The sequence below is a fragment of the Micromonospora sp. WMMA1998 genome (genome assembly GCF_027497375.1).
Classification (GTDB): Bacteria; Actinomycetota; Actinomycetes; order Mycobacteriales; family Micromonosporaceae; genus Micromonospora; species Micromonospora sediminicola.
Map to the genome: position 1 here is coordinate 668961 of NZ_CP114911.1, position 20200 is coordinate 689160.

Annotated in this window: 2 protein-coding genes (1 of these 2 running past the window's edge); both read left to right on the plus strand. The window is 76.7% G+C overall.

Annotated elements, in window-relative coordinates; all coding sequences use genetic code 11:
• Positions 1-9600, plus strand: the final stretch of a protein-coding gene (locus O7600_RS02905; protein WP_281592149.1) for a type I polyketide synthase. The gene continues 20019 nt to the left of window position 1, outside the view; only the last 9600 of its 29619 coding nucleotides appear in the window; its start codon lies off the left edge, out of view; it ends in the stop codon at positions 9598-9600.
• A 298-nt stretch (positions 9601-9898) separates the two neighbouring features.
• A complete protein-coding gene (locus tag O7600_RS02910; protein WP_281592150.1) occupies positions 9899-20197 on the plus strand; it encodes a type I polyketide synthase in 10299 nt (3432 codons plus the stop codon).
• The last annotated feature ends 3 nt before the right edge of the window (positions 20198-20200 follow it).

Sequence of the window (20200 nt, forward strand, 5' to 3'; positions counted from 1 at the left end):
GACGACCAGGCCCGCGCCGAGGTCGACGTGCTGGTCCGGGGCCTGGTCGCGCAGGTCCTCGGGCACGGTGGGGCGGACGCGGTGCCGGCCGATCGGGCGTTCCGGGAACTGGGCTTCGACTCGTTGACCGCCGTGGACCTGCGTAACCGGGTCAACGCCGCGACCGGGCTGCGACTGCCGTCCACGCTCGTGTTCGACCACCCCACCCCGGCCGCTCTCGCCGCGCAGGTGTGGACCGAACTGGCCGGCGGTCGGCCGGGCGCGACCACCCCGACGGCGACGACCACCACCACCGGGCTGGACGAGCCGATCGCGATCGTCGGGATGGCGTGCCGCTATCCGGGTGGGGTGGAGAACCCGGAGCAGTTGTGGGAGCTGCTGGCCGCCGGTGGGGACGGGATCTCCGAGTTCCCGGCCGACCGGGGGTGGGACCTGGAGTCGCTGTTCGACCCGGACCCGGACCGCAGCGGCACCTCGTACGCGACGCAGGGCGGCTTCCTCTACGACGCCGCCGACTTCGACAGCGCGTTCTTCGGCATCAGCCCGCGCGAGGCCCTGGCGATGGACCCGCAGCAGCGGCTGCTGCTGGAGACGTCGTGGGAGGCGTTCGAGTCCGCCGGCCTGGACCCGGCGACGCTGCGCGGCTCGCGCACCGGCGTGTTCGCCGGCGTGATGTACCACGACTACGCGACCCGGCTGGTCGAGTCGTCGGCCGAGGTCGAGGGGTACGTCGGCGTGGGCACCTCGGGCAGCGTGCTGTCCGGCCGGCTGGCGTACACGTTCGGCCTGGAGGGTCCGGCGGTCACCGTCGACACGGCGTGCTCGTCGTCGCTTGTCGCGCTGCACCTGGCCGCGCAGGCGTTGCGGTCCGGCGAGTGCGACCTGGCGCTCGCGGGCGGCGTGACGGTGATGGCCACCCCCGGCACGTTCATCGAGTTCTCCCGGCAGCGTGGACTCGCCGCCGACGGTCGGTGCAAGTCGTTCGCCGCTGCCGCCGACGGCACCGGCTGGGGTGAGGGCACCGGCGTCCTGCTGGTGCAGCGGCTCTCCGACGCCCGGCGGGAGGGCCGCCGGATCCTGGCCGTGGTGCGGGGCACGGCGGTCAACCAGGACGGCGCGTCGAACGGGCTGACCGCGCCGAACGGTCCGTCGCAGCAGCGGGTGATCCGCCAGGCCCTGGCCAACGCGCGGCTGGGCACCGCCGACGTGGACGTGGTCGAGGCGCACGGCACCGGCACGACGCTGGGCGACCCGATCGAGGCGCAGGCGCTGCTGGCCACCTACGGCCAGGACCGTGAGACGCCGCTGCTCCTGGGGTCGATCAAGTCGAACCTCGGGCACACGCAGGCCGCCGCCGGTGTCGCCGGGGTGATCAAGATGGTCCTGGCCATGCGGCACGGCCTGGTGCCGCCGACGCTGCACGTGGACGAACCGTCGCCACACATCGACTGGACCGCCGGCGCGGTCACCCTCGCCACCGCCCCGACGCCGTGGCCCGACCGGGACCGGCCCCGCCGGGCCGCCGTGTCCTCGTTCGGCATCTCCGGCACCAACGCCCACGTCATCCTGGAACAACCACCCGCCACTGCTCGACCGGCCGGAGCCACCCCGCCGGTGATCGAGGGCGACGTGCTCCCCGCCCGCGTCGAGGGCCAGGAGCGGCCCGTCACGACCGCTGTCCCGCCGCGTGCCCACCTGCCGGTGCTGCTGTCGGCGCGGACCGACGCCGCCCTGGCCCGTCAGGCCGAGCGGTGGGCGCGTCGCCTGACCGGTGACACCGCGCTCCGACCGGTGGACCTGGCCTGGTCCTCGGTGACCACCCGGGCCACCCTGGAACGGCGGGCCGTGCTGGCCGCCGCCGACCGGGACGACCTGCTCACCGCGCTGCGCGCGCTGGCGGCCGGTACGCCGTCCGGCGCGGTGCTCTCCGGTGACGCGGTGCGGCGCGGCCCGCTCGCGGTGCTGTTCTCCGGTCAGGGCGCGCAGCGCGCGGGGATGGGTCGGGAGTTGTACGCGGCGTTCCCGGTGTTCGCGTCCGCCCTCGACGAGGTGTGCGGTCACCTGGATCCGCTGCTGCCGCAGCCGCTCAAGCCGGTGTTGTTCGGTGACGGTGACCTGCTGGATCAGACGTGGTTCACGCAAGCCGGGTTGTTCGCGGTCGAGGTGGCCCTGTTCCGTCTGGTCGAGTCGTTCGGGGTGACGCCGGACTTTGTGGGTGGTCATTCGATCGGTGAGGTGACGGCCGCGTTCGTGGCGGGGGTGTTGTCGTTGCCCGACGCGTGTGCGTTGGTGGCGGCGCGGGGTCGCCTGATGCAGGCGTTGCCGGCCGGTGGTGGGATGCTGGCGGTGGCCGCGCCGGAGGCCGAGGTGGCGGCGTCCATCGTCGACGGGGCGCAGGTGGGGATCGCGGCGGTGAACGGGCCGTCCTCGGTGGTGGTGTCCGGGCCGGTCGACGCGCTGGCGGAGGTCGAGCGGATCTGGCGCGACCGGGGTGTCCGGGTGCGCCGGCTCGCCGTCAGTCACGCGTTCCACAGTCCGCTGATCGAGCCGATGCTGGCCGAGTTCCGTTGTGTGTTGGAGGGGTTGACGTTCTCGGCGCCGTTGCTGCCGGTGGTGTCCAACGTGACCGGTGCGGTCGCCGATGCGGGGGAGTTGGCAGACCCCGACTACTGGGTGCGGCACGTGCGTCAGGCGGTCCGCTTCGCCGACGGGGTCGCCGCGCTGCGCGGCGCCGGGGTGGACACGTTCCTGGAGATCGGGCCGCAGAGCGTGCTCACGGCGTTGACCGCCGAGGTCCTGCCCGACAGGCTCGCGGTTGCGGTGCAGCGTCGGGACCGGGACGAGAGCGCCGCGTTGCTGGCCGGGCTGGGCGAGCTGCATGTGCACGGCGTGCCGGTGGACTGGACGCCCTGGTTCGCCGGCACCGACGCCACCCGCGTCGACCTGCCCACCTACGCCTTCCAGCACCAGCGCTACTGGCCCGCCCCAACCACCCGCGCGCCGGCCGCACCGGACGCCGCGTTCTGGGCCGCCGTGGAGAGCGGCGACCCCGCCGCGCTCGCCGCGCACCTCGGCGACGACGCCGCCGCCGACGCGCTCAGCTCCGCGCTGCCGGTCCTCGCCGACTGGCACCGCGCCCGCACCCGGGGACCGGACACCGGGGCGTACCGGATCGGGTGGGAGCCGGTGCGTCCCGCCGGCGCCACCGGGCTCACCGGCCGGTGGCTGGTCGCCACCGTCGGCGGCGGCGCCGACGGCGGCGTGGCGAGGACGTTCACCGAGGCCGGCGCCACCGTCGACACGCTCACCATCGCGGCCGGCGCCGACCGCACCGACCTGGCGGAGCGGCTCCGACGCCTCGGCGACGACCAGGGCTGGGCCGGCGTGCTCTGCGTCCTGCCCCGGCAGGACCGGCCGCTGCCCGGCGCGCCGGCGGTCCCGGCCGGCACCGCCGCGCTGCTCACGCTCGTGCAGGCGCTCACCGACACCGGTCGGCCCGGCCGGGTGTGGGCGCTCAGCCGCGCCGCGCTGGCCGTCGCCCCCGGCGACCGGGGCGGCGACATCCGGGCCGCGTCCGCCTGGGGCCTCGGCCGCGCTGTCGCCCTGGAACACCCGGACCGGTGGGGTGGCCTGGTCGACCTGCCCGCCCGCGCCGACCGGACCACCCGCGCCGCGCTCGTCGCGCTGCTCGCCGACGGCGCCCACGACCAGGTGGCCGTACGCCGCAGCGGCGTCTACGCCCGGCGGCTCCTCCCGGCCACGGCGCCCGCCGGAGCCGGCTGGCGACCCCGGGGCACCGTGCTGGTCACCGGCGGCACCGGCGCGCTCGGCCGGCACGTGGCCCGGTGGCTGCTGGCGAACGGGGCCGACGACGTGGTGCTGGCGTCGCGGCGGGGCCCGGACGCCCCCGGCGCGGCCGACCTCGCCGCCACGCTCGGCGCGGTCCGGGTGGTCGCCTGCGACGTCAGCGACCCGGTCGCCGTGACCGACCTGGTGGACGACCTGCCCGCGCTGACCGCCGTGGTGCACACCGCCGGCGTCGCCGGCGACCCGAGGGCCGCGCACGACCTGACCGTCGCCGACCTCGCCGGCACCCTCTCCGGCAAGGTGCTCGGTGCGATCCACCTGGACGCCGCCTGCCAGGACCGCGACCTCGACGCGTTCGTGGTGTTCTCCTCCGTCGCCGGCGTCTGGGGCGGCGGCGGGCAGGCCGGCTACGCCGCCGGCAACGCCCTGCTCGACGCGCTGGTCGCCGCCCGCCGCGCGGCCGGCCTGCCGGCCACCGCGCTCGCCTACGGCCCGTGGGCGGAGGACGGGATGGCCGCCGGGGAGACGGCGGACGGGCTGCGCCGCCGCGGGCTCGACCCGTTGCCGCCCACCACCGCCGTCGCCGCGTTGGGTCGCTGGGTCAACGCTCCCGAGCCGGCCCCGGTGATCGCCGACGTGGACTGGTCCCGGTTCGTCGCGGCGTACACGGCCGCGCGCCCCAGCCACCTGTTCGACCGGGTCGCCCCGGCGGTCGCGGTCGACGGCGGGCAGCCGGAGCCGACCGACAACGGCTTCCGCGCCCGACTCGCCGGGCTGCCGCCGGCCGGGCAGGAGACGCTGCTGCGCGACCTGGTCCGCGCCGAGGCCGCAGCCGTGCTCGGGCACCCCTCCACCGACCAGGTGCCGGCCGACCGCGCGTTCCGCGACCTCGGCTTCGACTCGCTGGCCGCGGTGCAGCTGCGCGACCGAGTCGGCCGGGTGACCGGCATGACGCTGCCCTCCACAGTGGTCTTCGACCATCCGTCCGCGGCCGAGCTGGCGCGCTTCCTGCGTACCGCGATGGTGGCCGGCGCGGACACGCCGGTCGAGGCCGCCCACTCGGCGGCCCGGCCGGCCGTCGACGAACCCATCGCGATCGTGTCGATGGCCTGCCGGTTCCCCGGCGGCGTGTCCTCCCCGCAGGAGCTGTGGCGGCTGCTCGCCGACGGTGTGGACGCCGTCGGCCCGATGCCCACCGACCGGGGGTGGGACCTCGACGGGCTCTTCGACAGCGACCCGGAGCGGGTCGGCACCAGCTACACCCGCAGCGGCGGCTTCCTCGCCGACGTCGCCGGCTTCGACGCCGCGTTCTTCGGGATCAACCCGCGCGAGGCGCTCGCCATGGACCCGCAGCAACGGCTGCTGCTGCACACCACCTGGGAGGCGATCGAGTCCGCCGGCCTCGACCCGCAGCGGCTGCGCGGCTCGGCCACCGGCGTGTTCGTCGGCACCAACGGGCAGGACTACGCGACCCTGCTGCTGGGTGCCCGTGCCGAGGTCGAGGGCTACCAGGCCACCGGCAACGGCGCGTCCGTCGTCTCCGGCCGGCTGGCGTACGCGTTCGGCCTGCACGGCCCCGCCGTCACCGTCGACACCGCCTGCTCGTCGTCGCTGGTCGCGCTGCACCTGGCCGCGCAGGCGCTGCGCTCCGGCGAGTGCGAGCTGGCCCTCGCCGGGGGCGTCACGGTGATGTCGACACCCGGCGCGTTCCTGGAGTTCTCCCGGCAGCGCGGGCTCGCCGCCGACGGCCGGGTCAAGGCGTTCGCCGCCGCCGCGGACGGCACCGGCTGGGGCGAGGGCGTCGGAGTCCTGCTGCTGCAACGCCTCTCCGACGCCGAGCGGGAAGGCCGGCGGATCCTCGCCGTGGTGCGCGGCAGCGCGGTCAACTCCGACGGCGCGTCCAACGGCCTGACCGCGCCCAACGGTCCGGCCCAGCAGCGCGTCATCCGGGCCGCCCTGGCCAACGCCGGCCTCACCCCGGCCGACGTCGACGTGGTCGAGGCGCACGGCACCGGCACCACGCTCGGCGACCCGATCGAGGCGCAGGCGCTCGCCGCCGCGTACGGGCCGGACCGCCCGGCGGACCGGCCGCTCTGGCTCGGCTCGGTCAAGTCGAACCTCGGCCACACGCAGGCGGCGGCGGGCGCGGCCAGCCTGATCAAGATGGTGCTGGCGCTCCGCCACGGCACCCTCCCCGCGACGCTGCACGTCGACGCGCCGACGCCGCACGTGGACTGGTCGGCCGGACCGCTGGCGCTGCTCACCGAGGCGCGTCCCTGGGCGGCCGACGGGCGCACCCGCCGGGCCGGCGTCTCGTCGTTCGGCATCAGCGGCACCAACGCCCACGTGATCCTGGAGGAGGCCCCGGCCGGCCCCGAACCCGCCGACCCGCCCGCCCCGGACCCCGCCGACCCGGCCCGGGACGACGTGCTGCCGTGGCCGGTCAGCGCGGCCATCACCGCCGGCCTGCGGGACCAGGCCGCCCGCCTGGCCGCCCGGCTCACCGACCCGGCCGACCCGCTTGCCGCCGCCGACCCCGGCGCCACCGCCTGGGCGCTGGTCGGGGGCCGGGCCCACCTGGCCCACCGGGCCGTGGTGGTCGCCGCCGACCCGTCGACCCGGCGCGAAGCGCTCGCCGCGCTCGCCGCCGGCGACCCCCACCCCGCGCTCGTCACCGCCGCGCCTGCCGCCACCGGCACCGTCGCCGTCCTCTTCTCCGGTCAGGGCGCGCAGCGCGCCGGCATGGGCCGGGAGTTGTCCGAGGCGTTCCCGGTGTTCGCCGCCGCCCTCGATGAGGTGTGTGCTCATCTGGATCCGTTGCTGCCGCAGCCGCTGAAGCCGGTGCTGTTCGGTGACGGTGACCTGTTGGATCAGACGCAGTTCACGCAGGCCGGTCTGTTCGCGGTCGAGGTGGCCCTGTTCCGTCTGGTCGAGTCGTTCGGGGTCACGCCGGACTTCGTGGGCGGTCATTCGATCGGTGAGGTCACGGCCGCGTTCGTGGCCGGGGTGTTGTCGCTGCCGGACGCGTGTGCGTTGGTGGCGGCGCGGGGCCGCCTGATGCAGGCGTTGCCGGCCGGCGGCGGGATGCTGGCGGTCGCCGCGTCGGAGGCCGAGGTGGCCGCGTCGATCGCCGGCCGCGCGGACGTCGGGGTCGCGGCGGTCAACGGGCCGTCGTCGGTGGTGGTGTCCGGGCCGGTCGAGGCGCTGGACGAGATCGAACGGGTCTGGCGGGGCCGGGGCGTGCGCACCCGTCGGCTCACGGTGTCGCACGCGTTCCACAGTCCGTTGATGGAGCCGATGCTGGCCGACTTCCGCGGCGTGTTGGAGGGGTTGACGTTCGCGGCGCCGTTGCTGCCGGTGGTGTCCAACCTGACCGGCGCGCTCGCCGACGGCGACGACCTGCGCAGCCCCGACTACTGGGTGCGCCACGTCCGCGAGGCGGTCCGCTACGCCGACGGCGTCACCGCCCTGCGCGACGCCGGCGCGGACACGTTCCTGGAACTCGGACCGGCCGCCGTGCTGACCCCGATGAACGCCGACCTGCTCCCCGACGACGCGACCGCCGTGGCCGCCCTGCGCGCCGGCGTACCCGAGGTCACCGCGCTGCTCACCGCGGTCGCCGCCTGGTACGCGACCGGCCGGGACCCGCACTGGCCGGCGCTGCTCGCCGGCCCCCGACCCGCCGCCCGCGACCTGCCCGAGCTGCCCACCTACCCGTTCCGGCCGCAGCGCTACTGGCCCACCCTGACCACGCCGATCGGCGGCGCGGCCGGGCCGGACGACGGCGAGTTCTGGCGGGCGGTCACCGACGGCGACCTCGACCGCCTCGGCATCGACACCGGACAGCCGCTGCGCGACCTGCTGCCGCAGCTCGACACGTGGCGTCGCCGGCGGCGTCAGGACGGCGTGCTGGCCGGCTGGCGCTACCGGGTCACCTGGCACCCCCGCCTCCTCACCGGCGGGGAACCGGGCCGCTGGCTGCTGGTCGCGCCGCCCCGCGAGACCGCCCGCGCGGTCGCCGACGCGCTGCGGGCCGGCGGCGCCGAGGTGCGGCTGCTCACCGTCGACCCGGCCGCCGTGGACCGGGACGGCCTCGCCGCCGAGCTGACCCGGGCCGAGGCCGAACACCACCCCACCGGCCTGCTGTCGCTGCTCGCGCTCGACGAGGCGCCCCACCCCGAGCAGGACGCCCTGCCGGCCGGCCTGGCGGCGAACCTGCTGCTCCTGCAGGCGCACACCGGCCGCGACGGCGGCGCGCCGCTGTGGCTCGCCACCACCGGCGCCGTGGCCACCGACGACGAACCGGCCACCCGGCCGTGGCAGGCCACCACCTGGGGTCTCGGCCTGGCCGCCGCGCTGGAACACCCCCGGCACGTGGGTGGCCTGGTCGACCTGCCCGGCGCGGTGACCGCCGGGTCCGCCGCCGCGCTGCTCGCCGCGCTGACCAACCGGGAGGCCGAGGACCAGGTCGCGGTGCGCGCGGCCGGGCCGCTCGTGCGCCGCCTGGTCCGCGCCACCGACCCGACCGGGGGTACGGACGGCGGCTGGACGCCGCGCGGCAGCGTCCTGCTCAGCGGCGGGACCGGACCGGTCGCCCGGCACACCACCGCCTGGCTCGACCGGGCCGGCGCCACCGTGGCGCCACTGGACGAGCCGGCCGGCGGGAAGCTGGCCGACCGGATGGCGCAGCTCGCCGCCGACGGACGCCCGGTCACCGGGCTGGTGCACGTGCCCGCCGACACCGGCACCGTGCCGCTGGCCGACCTCACCCTCGCCGACCTGGCCGCCGACCTGCTCGCCACCGTCGGTGACCTGCCCCGGTACGCCGACGAGGTGGAACAGCGGACGCTCGGCGCGCTCGTGGTCTGCTCGTCCACCTCCGGGGTGTGGGGTTCCGGCGGGCGCTGCGGGCAGGCGGCCGGCGACGCCCTGCTCCAGGTGCTCGCCGCCGGGTGGCGGCGGGCCGGGCTGCCGGTCACCTCGGTCGCGTTCGGCCCCTGGGCCGACGGCCTCACCGACACCGACCTGGCGCAGCTGAGCCGGGGCGGGCTGCCCGGCATGGATCCCGAACTGGCCGTGGCCGCGCTGCGGCGGGCCGTCGCGGACGGCGCCCGGCTGGTCGTCGCCGACGTGCGCTGGGACCGGTTCGTGCCGGCCGTCGCCGCGGTCCGCGACCGGCCGCTCTTCGGCGACCTGCCGGAGGCCCGGGAGGCGCTGCGCGGCCTGCACGCCGACCAGCCCACCGACGACGCCTCCGCGATTGCGCTGCGGGAACGACTGCGCCCGCTCGGCGACGCGGAGCGGGACGCGATCCTGGTCGACCTCGTCGCCGGGCACGCCGCCTCGGTGCTCGGTCTCCCGGACACCACCGACCTCGGCCCCGCCCGGGCGTTCCGCGAGGTCGGCTTCGACTCGATGACCGCCGTGGCGCTGCGCAACCGGCTGCGGGCCGCCACCGGGGCCACGCTGCCGGCGAGCGTGGTGTTCGACTACCCGACCCCGCTGGCGCTCGCCCGGCACCTGCGTACGCTGCTGGCGCCCGACGGCGCCGCCGCCACCACCGGCCTGCTCGCCGAACTGGAGAAGGTGGACGGGCTGTTCGCCGCCGGCGCGCCGGACGAGCTGACCCGGCGGAAGCTGATGGTGCAGATGCAGGCGTTCCTCGCCCGCTGGGGCGACGACCGGTCCGCGTCGGAGGAGGCGCCGGTGACCCGCACGCTCGACGGGGCCAGCGATGCCGAACTGTTTGATTTCATCCACCGCGAGTTGGGTGGCCCCGGCGGCGAATTCTGAACGATTCCGTCGCCATTGTGGAGTGGGTACGGCGGATCGGTCGCGACGGCTTTGTGGACGCTGCCGCCACCGGTCCCACCGGGCCGCCGACCCGGGCGCACCCGCCCAGCCTGGGCACCTCGCGACGGCGTCCCTGCTAGGGGCGGCCCTAGGGGCGTCGTAGGGGTTGTGACCCGCCTCCGCGGACAATTACCTTCCTCACCGTAAGTGAGACCTGGTGGGCGCGGGACAGTGCAATTCATGGTCACGCCGAACGGTATTGGGTCGCCTGTTTCTCCGGCCCGAAAAGGTGGCGCTGATGGCGACTGAGGACACCCTCCGGGAATACCTGAAATGGATGACCGCCGACCTGCACCAGACCCGGCGCAAGCTCGGCGAGCTGGAGGCCGCGCAACGGGAGCCGATCGCCGTCGTCGGCATCGGCTGCCGGTTCCCCGGCGGCGTGCGGTCACCGGAGGACCTGTGGCGGCTCGTCGACTCCGGCGCCGACGCCGTCTGCGCCTTCCCCACCGACCGGGGCTGGGACCTGGACCGGCTGATCCACCCGGACCCCGACCACCCCGGCACCTCCTACGTCGGCGAGGGCGGCTTCCTCGACTCGGCCACCGAGTTCGACCCGGGCTTCTTCGGCATCTCGCCCCGCGAGGCGCTCGGCATGGACCCGCAGCAGCGGTTGCTGCTCGAGACCTCGTGGGAGGCGTTCGAGCACGCCGGCATCGACCCGACGGCGCTGCGCGGACACCAGGTCGGCGTGTTCGCCAGCACCACCGGCCAGGACTACGCGGCGCTGCTCCAGACGCCCCCGCCCGGCGTCGAGGGGTACGTGCTGACCGGCACCGCCGCCAGCGTCGTCTCCGGGCGGATCTCCTACGTGCTGGGCATCGAGGGACCCGCCGTCTCGGTCGACACCGCCTGCTCGTCGTCGCTGGTCGCGCTGCACCTCGCCGGCCAGGCGCTGCGGCAGGGAGAGTGCACGCTCGCGCTGGCCGGCGGCGCCACCGTCATGTCCACCCCGGCCGCGTTCGTCGGCTTCAGCCGCCAGCGCGGGCTCGCCGCCGACGGGCGGGTCAAGGCGTTCGCCGCCGCCGCCGACGGCACCGCCTGGGGCGAGGGCGTGGGCGTGCTGCTGCTGGCCCGGCTCTCCGACGCCCAACGGCACGGCTACCCGGTGCTCGCGGTGATCCGGGGCAGCGCCGTCAACCAGGACGGCGCGTCCAACGGCCTCACCGCCCCCAACGGCCCCTCCCAGCAGCGGGTGGTGCTCCAGGCGCTGGCCAGCGCCCGGCTCGCCCCGGAGCAGGTCGACGCGGTGGAGGCGCACGGCACCGGCACCAGTCTCGGCGACCCGATCGAGGCGACCGCGTTGCTCGCCACGTACGGGCAGGGGCGGCCCGCGGACCGGCCGCTGCGGCTCGGGTCGGTCAAGTCGAACATCGGCCACACCCAGGCCGCCGCCGGTGTCGCCGGCGTGATCAAGATGGTGATGGCGCTGCGCCACGGCCGGCTCCCGGCCACGCTGCACGTCGACGCGCCCACCCCGCACGTCGACTGGACCGCCGGCGCGGTGTCGGTGCTGACCGAGGCGCTGCCCTGGCCGCCGGGCGAGCAGCCCCGCCGCGCCGGGGTGTCCTCGTTCGGCATGAGCGGCACCAACGCCCACGTCATCGTCGAGGAGGCCCCCTCGACCGCGACGGACCCGCCGGCGACCCCGGCCCCGGACGGGGCGGCCGCTGGCGACGGCGCTGCGCCGACCGCCGTCGCGGCCACCGGTCCGGCACCGGTGACGGCCGCCGGCCTGGTGCCGGTACTGGTCTCCGCGCGCGACGCCGCTGGCCTGGCCGCCCAGGCCGCCCGGTGGGCCGACTGGCTCGACACCGCCGACCCGGCCGACGCCGAGGGGGCCGAGCCGGCCGACTTCGACAGGGCCAACGGGGCCGACCCGACCGACCGCGACGCCGCCGAGCGGGCCGACTCCGGTGTCGTCGGCGCCCGACCCGCGTTGACCGACATCGGCTGGTCGTCGGTCACCACCCGGGGCGCGCTGGACCACCGGGCCGTGATCCTCGCCCCGGACCGCGCCGCGCTCCGCGACCACCTGCGGACCCTCGCCACCGGCGGGACCGGCCCCGGCCTGGTCGCCGGCACCGGCCCGCGCGGCGGGCAGCTGGCGTTCCTGTTCAGCGGCCAGGGCGCGCAGCGGCCCGGGATGGGCCGCGAGCTGGCCGCCGCGTTCCCGGCCTACGCCGACGCGCTCGCCGAGGTGTGCGCCGAACTCGACCGGCACCTGCCCCGCCCGCTCGGGCCGATCCTCGCCGCCGAACCCGGCACCGAGGACGCGGCGCTGCTCGACCTGACCCGGTGGACCCAACCCGCGCTGTTCGCCGTCGAGGTGGCCCTGGTCCGGCTGCTGGCCTCCTGGGGCGTCCGGCCGCAGCTGCTGGCCGGGCACTCGATCGGCGAGGTGGTCGCCGCACACGTGGCCGGCGTGTTGTCGCTCGCCGACGCCGCCACGCTGGTCGCCGCGCGCGCCCGGCTCATGCACGAGCTGCCGGCCGGCGGCGCCATGCTCGCCGTCACCGCGCCGCCCGCCGACGTCGAGGCGCTGCTCACCGACGTCGCCGGGCCGATCGGCGTCGCCGCCGTCAACGGGCCCGCCGCCGTCGTGGTCTCCGGCGCCGAGGCGGCCGTCGCCGAGGTCGAGCGCCGCTGCGCCGAGCAGGGGGTACGCACGAAGCGGCTCGCCGTGAGCCACGCGTTCCACAGTCCGCTGATGGAGCCGATGCTCGCCGAGTTCGCCGCCGTGGTGGAGCGGCTGGAGCTGCGCGCGCCGACCCTGCCGATCGTGTCCAACCTGACCGGCGAGCCGGTCGATCCGGACGGCATCCGCACCGCCGACCACTGGGTGCGCCACGTCCGGGAGGCGGTCCGCTTCGCCGATGGCGTCACCCGGCTGCGCGCGCTCGGCGCCGGCACGTTCCTGGAGGTCGGGCCGAGCGGCGTGCTCACCGCGCTGACCCGGGACGTGGCCGGCCCGGACGTCGCCGCGGTGGCGCTGCTGCGCCGGGACCGGCCCGAACCCGCCGCCCTGCTCACCGCGCTGGCCGAGCTGCACGTCGCCGGCGTCACCGTCGACTGGCGGGAACTGTTCGCCGGCGCCGACCCGCGCCGGGTCCGGCTGCCCGGGTACGCGTTCCACCGGCAGCGGTTCTGGCCGGAGCCGCCGCCTCCCGCCCCCGCCGGCGCGCAGACCGGCGCGGACGCCGAGTTCTGGGCCGCGGTGGAACGGACCGACGTCGACGCCCTGCGCGACCAGCTCGGCGCGGTCGACACGCTGTTGCCGGCGCTGCCGGTGCTCTCCGCCTGGCGACGCGGCCGGCACGACCGGTCCGTGGTGGACGGCTGGACGTACCAGGTGCGGTGGCAACCGGTCGCCGTCCCGGAGGGTGACCGGCCGGCGGGCCGCTGGCTGGTGCTGCTGCCCACGGACCCCGAGGAGCGCGGCTGGGCGGACGACCTGCCCGGACTCGTCGACGACGCGGCGGTGCTGCGCCTCGGCGCCGACGACCTGGACCGGGCGGCGCTCGCCGACCGGCTGCGGGAAGCGATCGGCGACGCGCCGGTCGCCGGCGTGCTGCACCTGGTCGCCGGGCAGGACCGGCTGCTGCCGGCCCACCCCGGCGTCAGCGTCGCCGCCGCCACCACGCTGGTGCTGCTCCAGGCCCTCACCGACCTCGACCTCGACGCGCCCGTCTGGTGCCTGACCAGCGGCGCGGTCAAGGCCGGTCCGGCCGACCGGCTCACCCACCCGGTGCAGAACCTGGTCTGGGGCCTCGGCCGCGCCGCCGCCGTGGAACAGCCGCACCGGTGGGGCGGCCTGGTCGACCTGCCGGAGACTGCCGACGACGCCGGCCGGCGCCGCCTCGCCGCGATCCTCACCGGCGGCAGCGGCGAGGACCAGGTGGCCGTCCGCGCCGGCGGTGTCTGGGGCCGCCGGCTCGGCCCGGCCGCCGCACCCGAGCAGCCGGCCGACGACCGGTGGACCGACGCCACCGTGCTGGTCACCGGCGGCACCGGCGCGCTCGGCGGCCACGTCACCCGCTGGCTGCTGGACCGGGGCGCCCGCCGGGTCGTGCTCGCCGGCCGGCGCGGCGCCGACACCCCCGGCCTGGCCCCGCTGCTCGACGAGCACGGTGCCGACGGGCGGGTCACCGCCGCCGCCTGCGACATGACCGACCGTACGGCCGTCGCCGCGCTGCTGGACTCGCTACCCGACCTGACCGCCGTGGTGCACGCGGCCGGCACCGACCAGCTCACCCCGCTGACCGGCACCACCCTCGACGAGTTCGCCCACGTGGTCGCCGGCAAGGTGCTCGGTGCGCTGCACCTCGACGAGTGCCTCGCCGACCGGCCGCTCACCGCGTTCCTGCTCTTCTCCTCCGTCTCCGGCACCTGGGGCAGCGCCGGACAGTGCGCGTACGGCGCCGGCAACTCGCTGCTCGACGCGCTCGCCGTGCACCGCCGCGACCGGGGCCTGGCCGCCACCGCCGTCGCCTGGACCGCCTGGGGCGGCGCCGACGGCATGGCCGCGAAGAACGCCGCCACCGAACAGCTGCACCGGATGGGACTGCCCACCATCGACCCCCGGCGGGCCCTGCTCGCGCTGGACCGGGCGCTGGACCGACCCACGCCCGGCGTCACCGTCGCCGACGTCGACTGGAGCCGCTTCCACCCGGCGTTCACGCTCACCCGGCCCAGCCCGCTGCTGTCCGACCTGCCGCAGGTGCGGGCGCTCGCCGAGGACGAGGCGGCCCGGGACGCCGCCGCGCCGGCCGGGGTCGCCGAGCCGCTACGCCACCTGGCCGACCGGCCCGAGGCGGAGCAGGAACGGGAACTGCTGCGCATCGTCGACGAGCAGACCGCCCGCGTCCTCGGTCACGCCACCGCCGACGACCTGCGCGCCCGGCCGTTCAAGGACCTCGGCTTCGACTCGCTCACCGCGGTGGACCTGCGGACCCGACTGAACGAGGCCACCGGGCTGCGGTTGCCGTCCACCCTCGTCTTCGACCACCCCACCCCGGCCGAACTGGCCCGCCACCTGCGGGAGACCGCCTTCGGCGCCGTACCCGTCTCGTCCGCCGGTCCGACCCGCGCCGCCGACACCGACGAGCCGATCGCGGTGGTCGGGATGGCCTGCCGCTACCCGGGCGGGGTCAGCGGCCCGGCGGAGCTGTGGCGTCTGGTCGCCGACGGCGTCGACGCGATCGGCGGATTCCCCACCGACCGGGGCTGGGCCGTGCCCGCGCCGGACAGCGGCTACACCCCGGCCGGCGGCTTCCTGCCCGAGGCCACCGGCTTCGACCCCGCGTTCTTCGGCATCTCGCCCCGCGAGGCCCTCGCGATGGACCCGCAGCAGCGGCTCACCCTCGAAGCCGCCTGGGAGGTGCTGGAACGGGCCGGCGTCGACCCGACCGGCCTGACCGGCAGCCGCACCGGCGTGTTCGTCGGCGCCTCCACCTCCGGATACGGGACCGGGCTGACCCAGGTGCCGGAGGGCACCGAGGGCTACCTGATGACCGGCGGGGCGCACAGCGTCATCTCCGGCCGGGTCGCGTACACGCTCGGGCTGGAAGGCCCGGCGGTCACCGTCGACACGGCCTGCTCGTCGTCGCTGGTCGCGCTGCACCTGGCCGGCGAGTCGCTGCGCCGCGGCGAGTGCGACCTGGCCCTCGCCGGCGGCGTCGCCGTGATGGCCACCCCGGACACGTTCGCCGAGTTCTCCCGGCAGGGCGGCCTGGCCGCCGACGGGCGGTGCAAGTCCTTCGCCGCCGCCGCCGACGGCACCGGCTGGTCCGAGGGCGTCGGCATGCTGCTGGTGGAACGGCTCTCCGACGCGCGCCGCCACGGCCACCGGGTGCTGGCGCTGGTGCGCGGCTCGGCGGTCAACTCCGACGGCGCGTCCAACGGCCTGACCGCGCCGAACGGGCCGTCGCAGCAGCGGGTGATCCGGGCGGCCCTGGCCGACGCCGGTCTGTCGCCGTCGGACGTGGACGTGGTGGAGGCGCACGGCACCGGCACCACGTTGGGTGACCCGATCGAGGCGCAAGCGGTCCTGGCCACGTACGGGCAGGACCGGGACACGCCGCTGCTGCTCGGGTCGATCAAGTCGAACATGGGCCACGCACAGGCCGCCGCCGGCGTCGCCGGCGTGATCAAGATGATCGAGGCGATGCGCCACGCGACCGTGCCGGCCACGCTGCACGTGGACGCGCCGTCGCCGCACATCGACTGGTCGGCGGGTTCGGTGGAGTTGGTGACCGAGGCCCGGCCGTGGCCGGTGGTGGAGCGGCCGCGTCGGGCGGCGGTGTCGTCGTTCGGCATCTCCGGCACGAACGCCCACGTCATCGTCGAGCAGCCCGCCGAGCCGGAGGACGCCGCGCCCGCGCCGACGGACGGGCTGGTGCGGACCGAGGCGGTGCTCTGGCCGCTGTCCGCGCGCTCCACCACCGCGCTCGCGCACCAGGCGCAGCGGCTCGCCCGGCACGTCCGCGAACACCCGGATCAGGACCCGGCCGCCGTGGCCTGGTCACTCGCCACCACCCGCGCCGCGCTCGACGAGCGCGCCGCCGTCGTCGGTACGGACCGCGACGACCTGCTGGCCGGCCTGGACGCCCTCGCGTCCGGCCTGCCGTCCTCCGCCCTGGTCACCGGGACGGCGGGCGTGCACGGGTCGGGTCCGGTGTTCGTGTTTCCGGGTCAGGGTGGTCAGTCGGTGCGGATGGCGGCGGGTCTGGTGGGCCGGTGCGGGCCGTTCGACGCGCGGTTGGCGGAGTGTCAGCGGGCGTTCGCGCCGTTTCTGGACGTGGATCTGGTGTCGGTGTTGACCGGTGAGGATGACGCCTGGTTGGACCGGGTGGAGGTCCTTCAGCCGGTGCTGTTCGCGGTGGGTGTGTCTCTCGCGGAGGTGTGGCGGGCCGCCGGTGTGCAGCCGGGTGTGGTGATCGGTCATTCGCAGGGGGAGATGGCCGCGGCGTGCGTGGCCGGGGTGTTGTCCCTGGACGACGCGGCGCGGACGGTGATCCTGCGGGCGCGCGCGTTGTCCACCCTGGCCGGTTCCGGCGGGATGCTGGCCGTGGATCTGCCCGAGGCGGAGGTGGCCGCCCGCATCGAAGAGATTCCGGGCACGGTGGTGGCAGTGCTCAACGGGCCGGGGCATGTGGTGGTGTCCGGGCCGCCGGACACCCTGGACGGGCTGCGGGAGCGGTGGGTGGGCGAGGGGGTGCGGGCGCGGCGGGTGCCGTTCGACTACGCCTCGCACAACCCGGCGGTGGAGCAGGTCCGCGAGCGGATGCTCACCGACCTGGCGGGCCTGAACCCGCGGCCGGGGCAGGTCCGGATGGTCTCGTCGGTGACGGGGGAGTGGGCCGAACCGCAGGGCATGGACGGCGGCTACTGGTACACCAACCTGCGTCAACCCGTCCGGTTCGACGCCGCTGTCCGCACGGCGATAGCGGCGGGGCACACCACGTTCGTGGAGGTGTCCGCGCATCCGGTGCTGAGCCTGCCGGTGACGGCGATCCTCGACGACACCGACACCACCGGCCACACGCTGTCGACGCTGCGGCGTGGTGACGACGACGCGAGGCGGCTGTTGACCAGCCTCGCCACCGCCCACACCACCGGCCTGCCCGTCGACCTGACCGCCGTGCTCACCCCGGCCGCCGTGGTCGACCTGCCCACCTACCCGTTCGGACGGGACCGGTACTGGCTGTCACGCGGCGGCACCGGACCGGCCGGCCTGCCCGCCGCCGGACTCGACGCCGTCGACCACCCGCTGCTGCACGCCGCCGCCGACCTGCCCGGCGAGGACGGCCTGCTGGTCACCGGCCGGATCTCCCTGACCACCCACCCCTGGCTCGCCGACCACGCCGTGCTCGGCACCGTCCTGCTCCCCGGCACCGCCCTGGTCGAGATGGCGTCCTGGAGCGGACGCGCCCTGGACACCGCCCACGTCACCGAACTGGTCCTGGAAGCACCGGTGGTCGTCCCGCCGACCGGCGGCGTCGACCTGCGGATCCGCGTCGGCGCCGCCGACGACGACGGATGCCGGGCGGTCTCCGTCCACTCCCACCTCGACGACGGCGGCGACGCCCCCGGCACCGGCCGGACCTGGCAGCGGCACGCCACCGGCCTGCTCGCCCCCACCCGGCCGGTCACCGCCACCGCCGGCGGCGCCTGGCCCCCCGCCGACGCCGAACCGATCCCGCTGGACACCCTCTACCCGCACCTCACCGAGCAGGGCTACCGGTACGGGCCGACGTTTCAGGCGCTGCGCGCCGCCTGGCGCAGCGGCGACGACCTCCTCGCCGAGGTCGCGCTCGACCCCGACGCGCCGGTCGACCCGTTCACCCTGCACCCCGCGCTGCTCGACGCCGCACTGCACACCATCGGCGCCGCCGCCCTGCACCGTGCCACCACTGCTGCCGCCGCACCCGCGAACGCGGCCGGGCCCGGGCTGCCGTTCTCCTGGACCGGCTTGGCGATCCAGCCCACCCGGGCCCGCGAGCTGCGGGTCCGGCTCACCCCCACCGACGGCGCGGTCGCCGCCACCGTCACCGACACCGGCGGCACGCCCGTCGCCTCCCTCGACGCGCTCGTGCTGCGTCCGATCAGCGCCGACCAGCTCGACACCGCCCGCCGGGCCGCCGCCCGGTCGCTGCACCGCCTCGACTGGACCACCCCGGAACCGGGCACCACCCGCCCCACCCGGATCGCCGTGCTCGGCGACGCCGACGGGTGGCCCGGCGTCGAGGCGTACCGGGACCTGGACGACCTGGTCACGGCCGTGACCGGCGGCGCGGCCCGGCCCGACGCGGTGGTCGCGATCCGCCCCGGGCAGCGCGTCGACGAGCCGGACCCAGCCCGGGCCGCACACCTGGTCACCCACGAGACGCTGGCGCTGGCGCAGGACTGGCTCACCCGGGAACCGTTCGCCGGCACCCCGCTGGTCGTGGTCACCCGGGGCGCGGTCGCCGTCGAACCGACCGACCGGCCCGCCGACCTGCCGGCCGCCGCCGCGTGGGGCCTGATCCGCTCCGCCCAGTCGGAGAACCCGGGCCGGTTCGTGCTGCTCGACCTCGACGACGACCCCCGCTCCACGGTGGCGCTGCCCGCCGCGCTGGGCACCGGCGAGCCGCAGCTCGCGCTGCGGGCCGGCCAGCTCCGGGCGCCCCGCCTGGTCCGCCTCGGCCCGCCGCCGCAGCGGCCCGAACCGGACCTGTCCACCGGCACCGTGCTGGTCACCGGCGCCACCGGCGCGCTCGGCCGGCTCGTCGCCCGGCACCTGGTCACCCGGCACGCCGTGCCTAGCCTGCTGCTGGTCAGCCGCAGCGGCCCGGACGCGCCCGGCGCGGCCGACCTCGTCGCCGACCTGACCGCGCTCGGCGCCACCGCGCAGGTCGTCGCCGCCGACGTCACCGACCGGGACGCCCTCGCGGTGCTGCTCGACGAGATCCCCGCCGACCGGCCGCTGGTCGGCGTGGTGCACGCCGCCGGCGTCCTCGACGACGGTGTACTGCCGGCGCTGACCCCGGCCCGGTTCGACGCCGTCCTCGGGCCCAAGGTCGACGCCGCCTGGCACCTGCACGAACTGACCGAGAAGCTGGACCTCGCCGCGTTCGTGCTCTTCTCCTCCTCCGCCGGCCTGTTCGGCGGCCCCGGCCAGGCCAACCACGCCGCCGCGAACGCGTTCCTCGACGCGCTCGCCCACCACCGCCGGGCCCGCGGGCTCCCCGTCACGTCGATGGCGTGGGGGCCGTGGGCCAACCCGGACGAGCCCGGCGGTCCGCAGGGCCACGTCGACGAGCGGCGGATGACCCGCGCCGGCTTCCGCCCGCTCGGCCCGGACGAGGGCATGGCGTTGTTCAGCGAGGGCCTGCGGCACGACGAGCCGGCGATCGCGCCGGTCAACCTGGACCACGCGGTGCTCGGCCGGCTCGGGCCGGCGCTGCCCCGACTGCTGCACGGCCTGGTCCGGGTCACCGGCGCGGCACCGGCCGCGTCACCGGACGCGGCGACCGCGCTGCGCGACACGCTCACCGCCACCGCCGAGGCGGACCGCGACCGGGTGCTCTCCGACCTGGTCCGCACGCACGCGGCGGCGGTGCTCGGCTACGCCTCGCTGCGCGACGTGGACACCGACAAGGGCTTCGTCGAGCTGGGCTTCGACTCGCTGACCGCGGTGGAGTTCCGCAACCGGCTCGCCGCCGCCACCGGGCTGCGCCTGCCGTCCACGCTCATCTACGACCGCCCCACCACCGCGGCCATGGTCGCGCACCTGCGCGGCGCGCTGCTCGCCGAGCGGAGCACCTCCGCGCTGTCCGTGCTCGGCGAGCTGAACAAGCTGGAGACCGCGATGCGCGCCATCGCCGCCGACGACACCGACCGCGCCGCCGTCGCCGCCCGGCTGCGTGAACTGCTGTCGCTCTGGACGTACGCCGAGGGCGCCGCCGACGACGCCGGCGCGGGCGCCGACAACCTCGGCTCCGCCAGCGCCGAGGAACTGTTCCACCTGCTCGACGACGAACTCGGAACCGCCTGAGAT

Bases quoted from the DNA above. Each gene is read 5' to 3' on its own strand.
- O7600_RS02910 (WP_281592150.1), top strand. From the start codon at position 9,899: ATGGCGACTGAGGACACCCTCCGGGAATACCTGAAATGGATGACCGCC.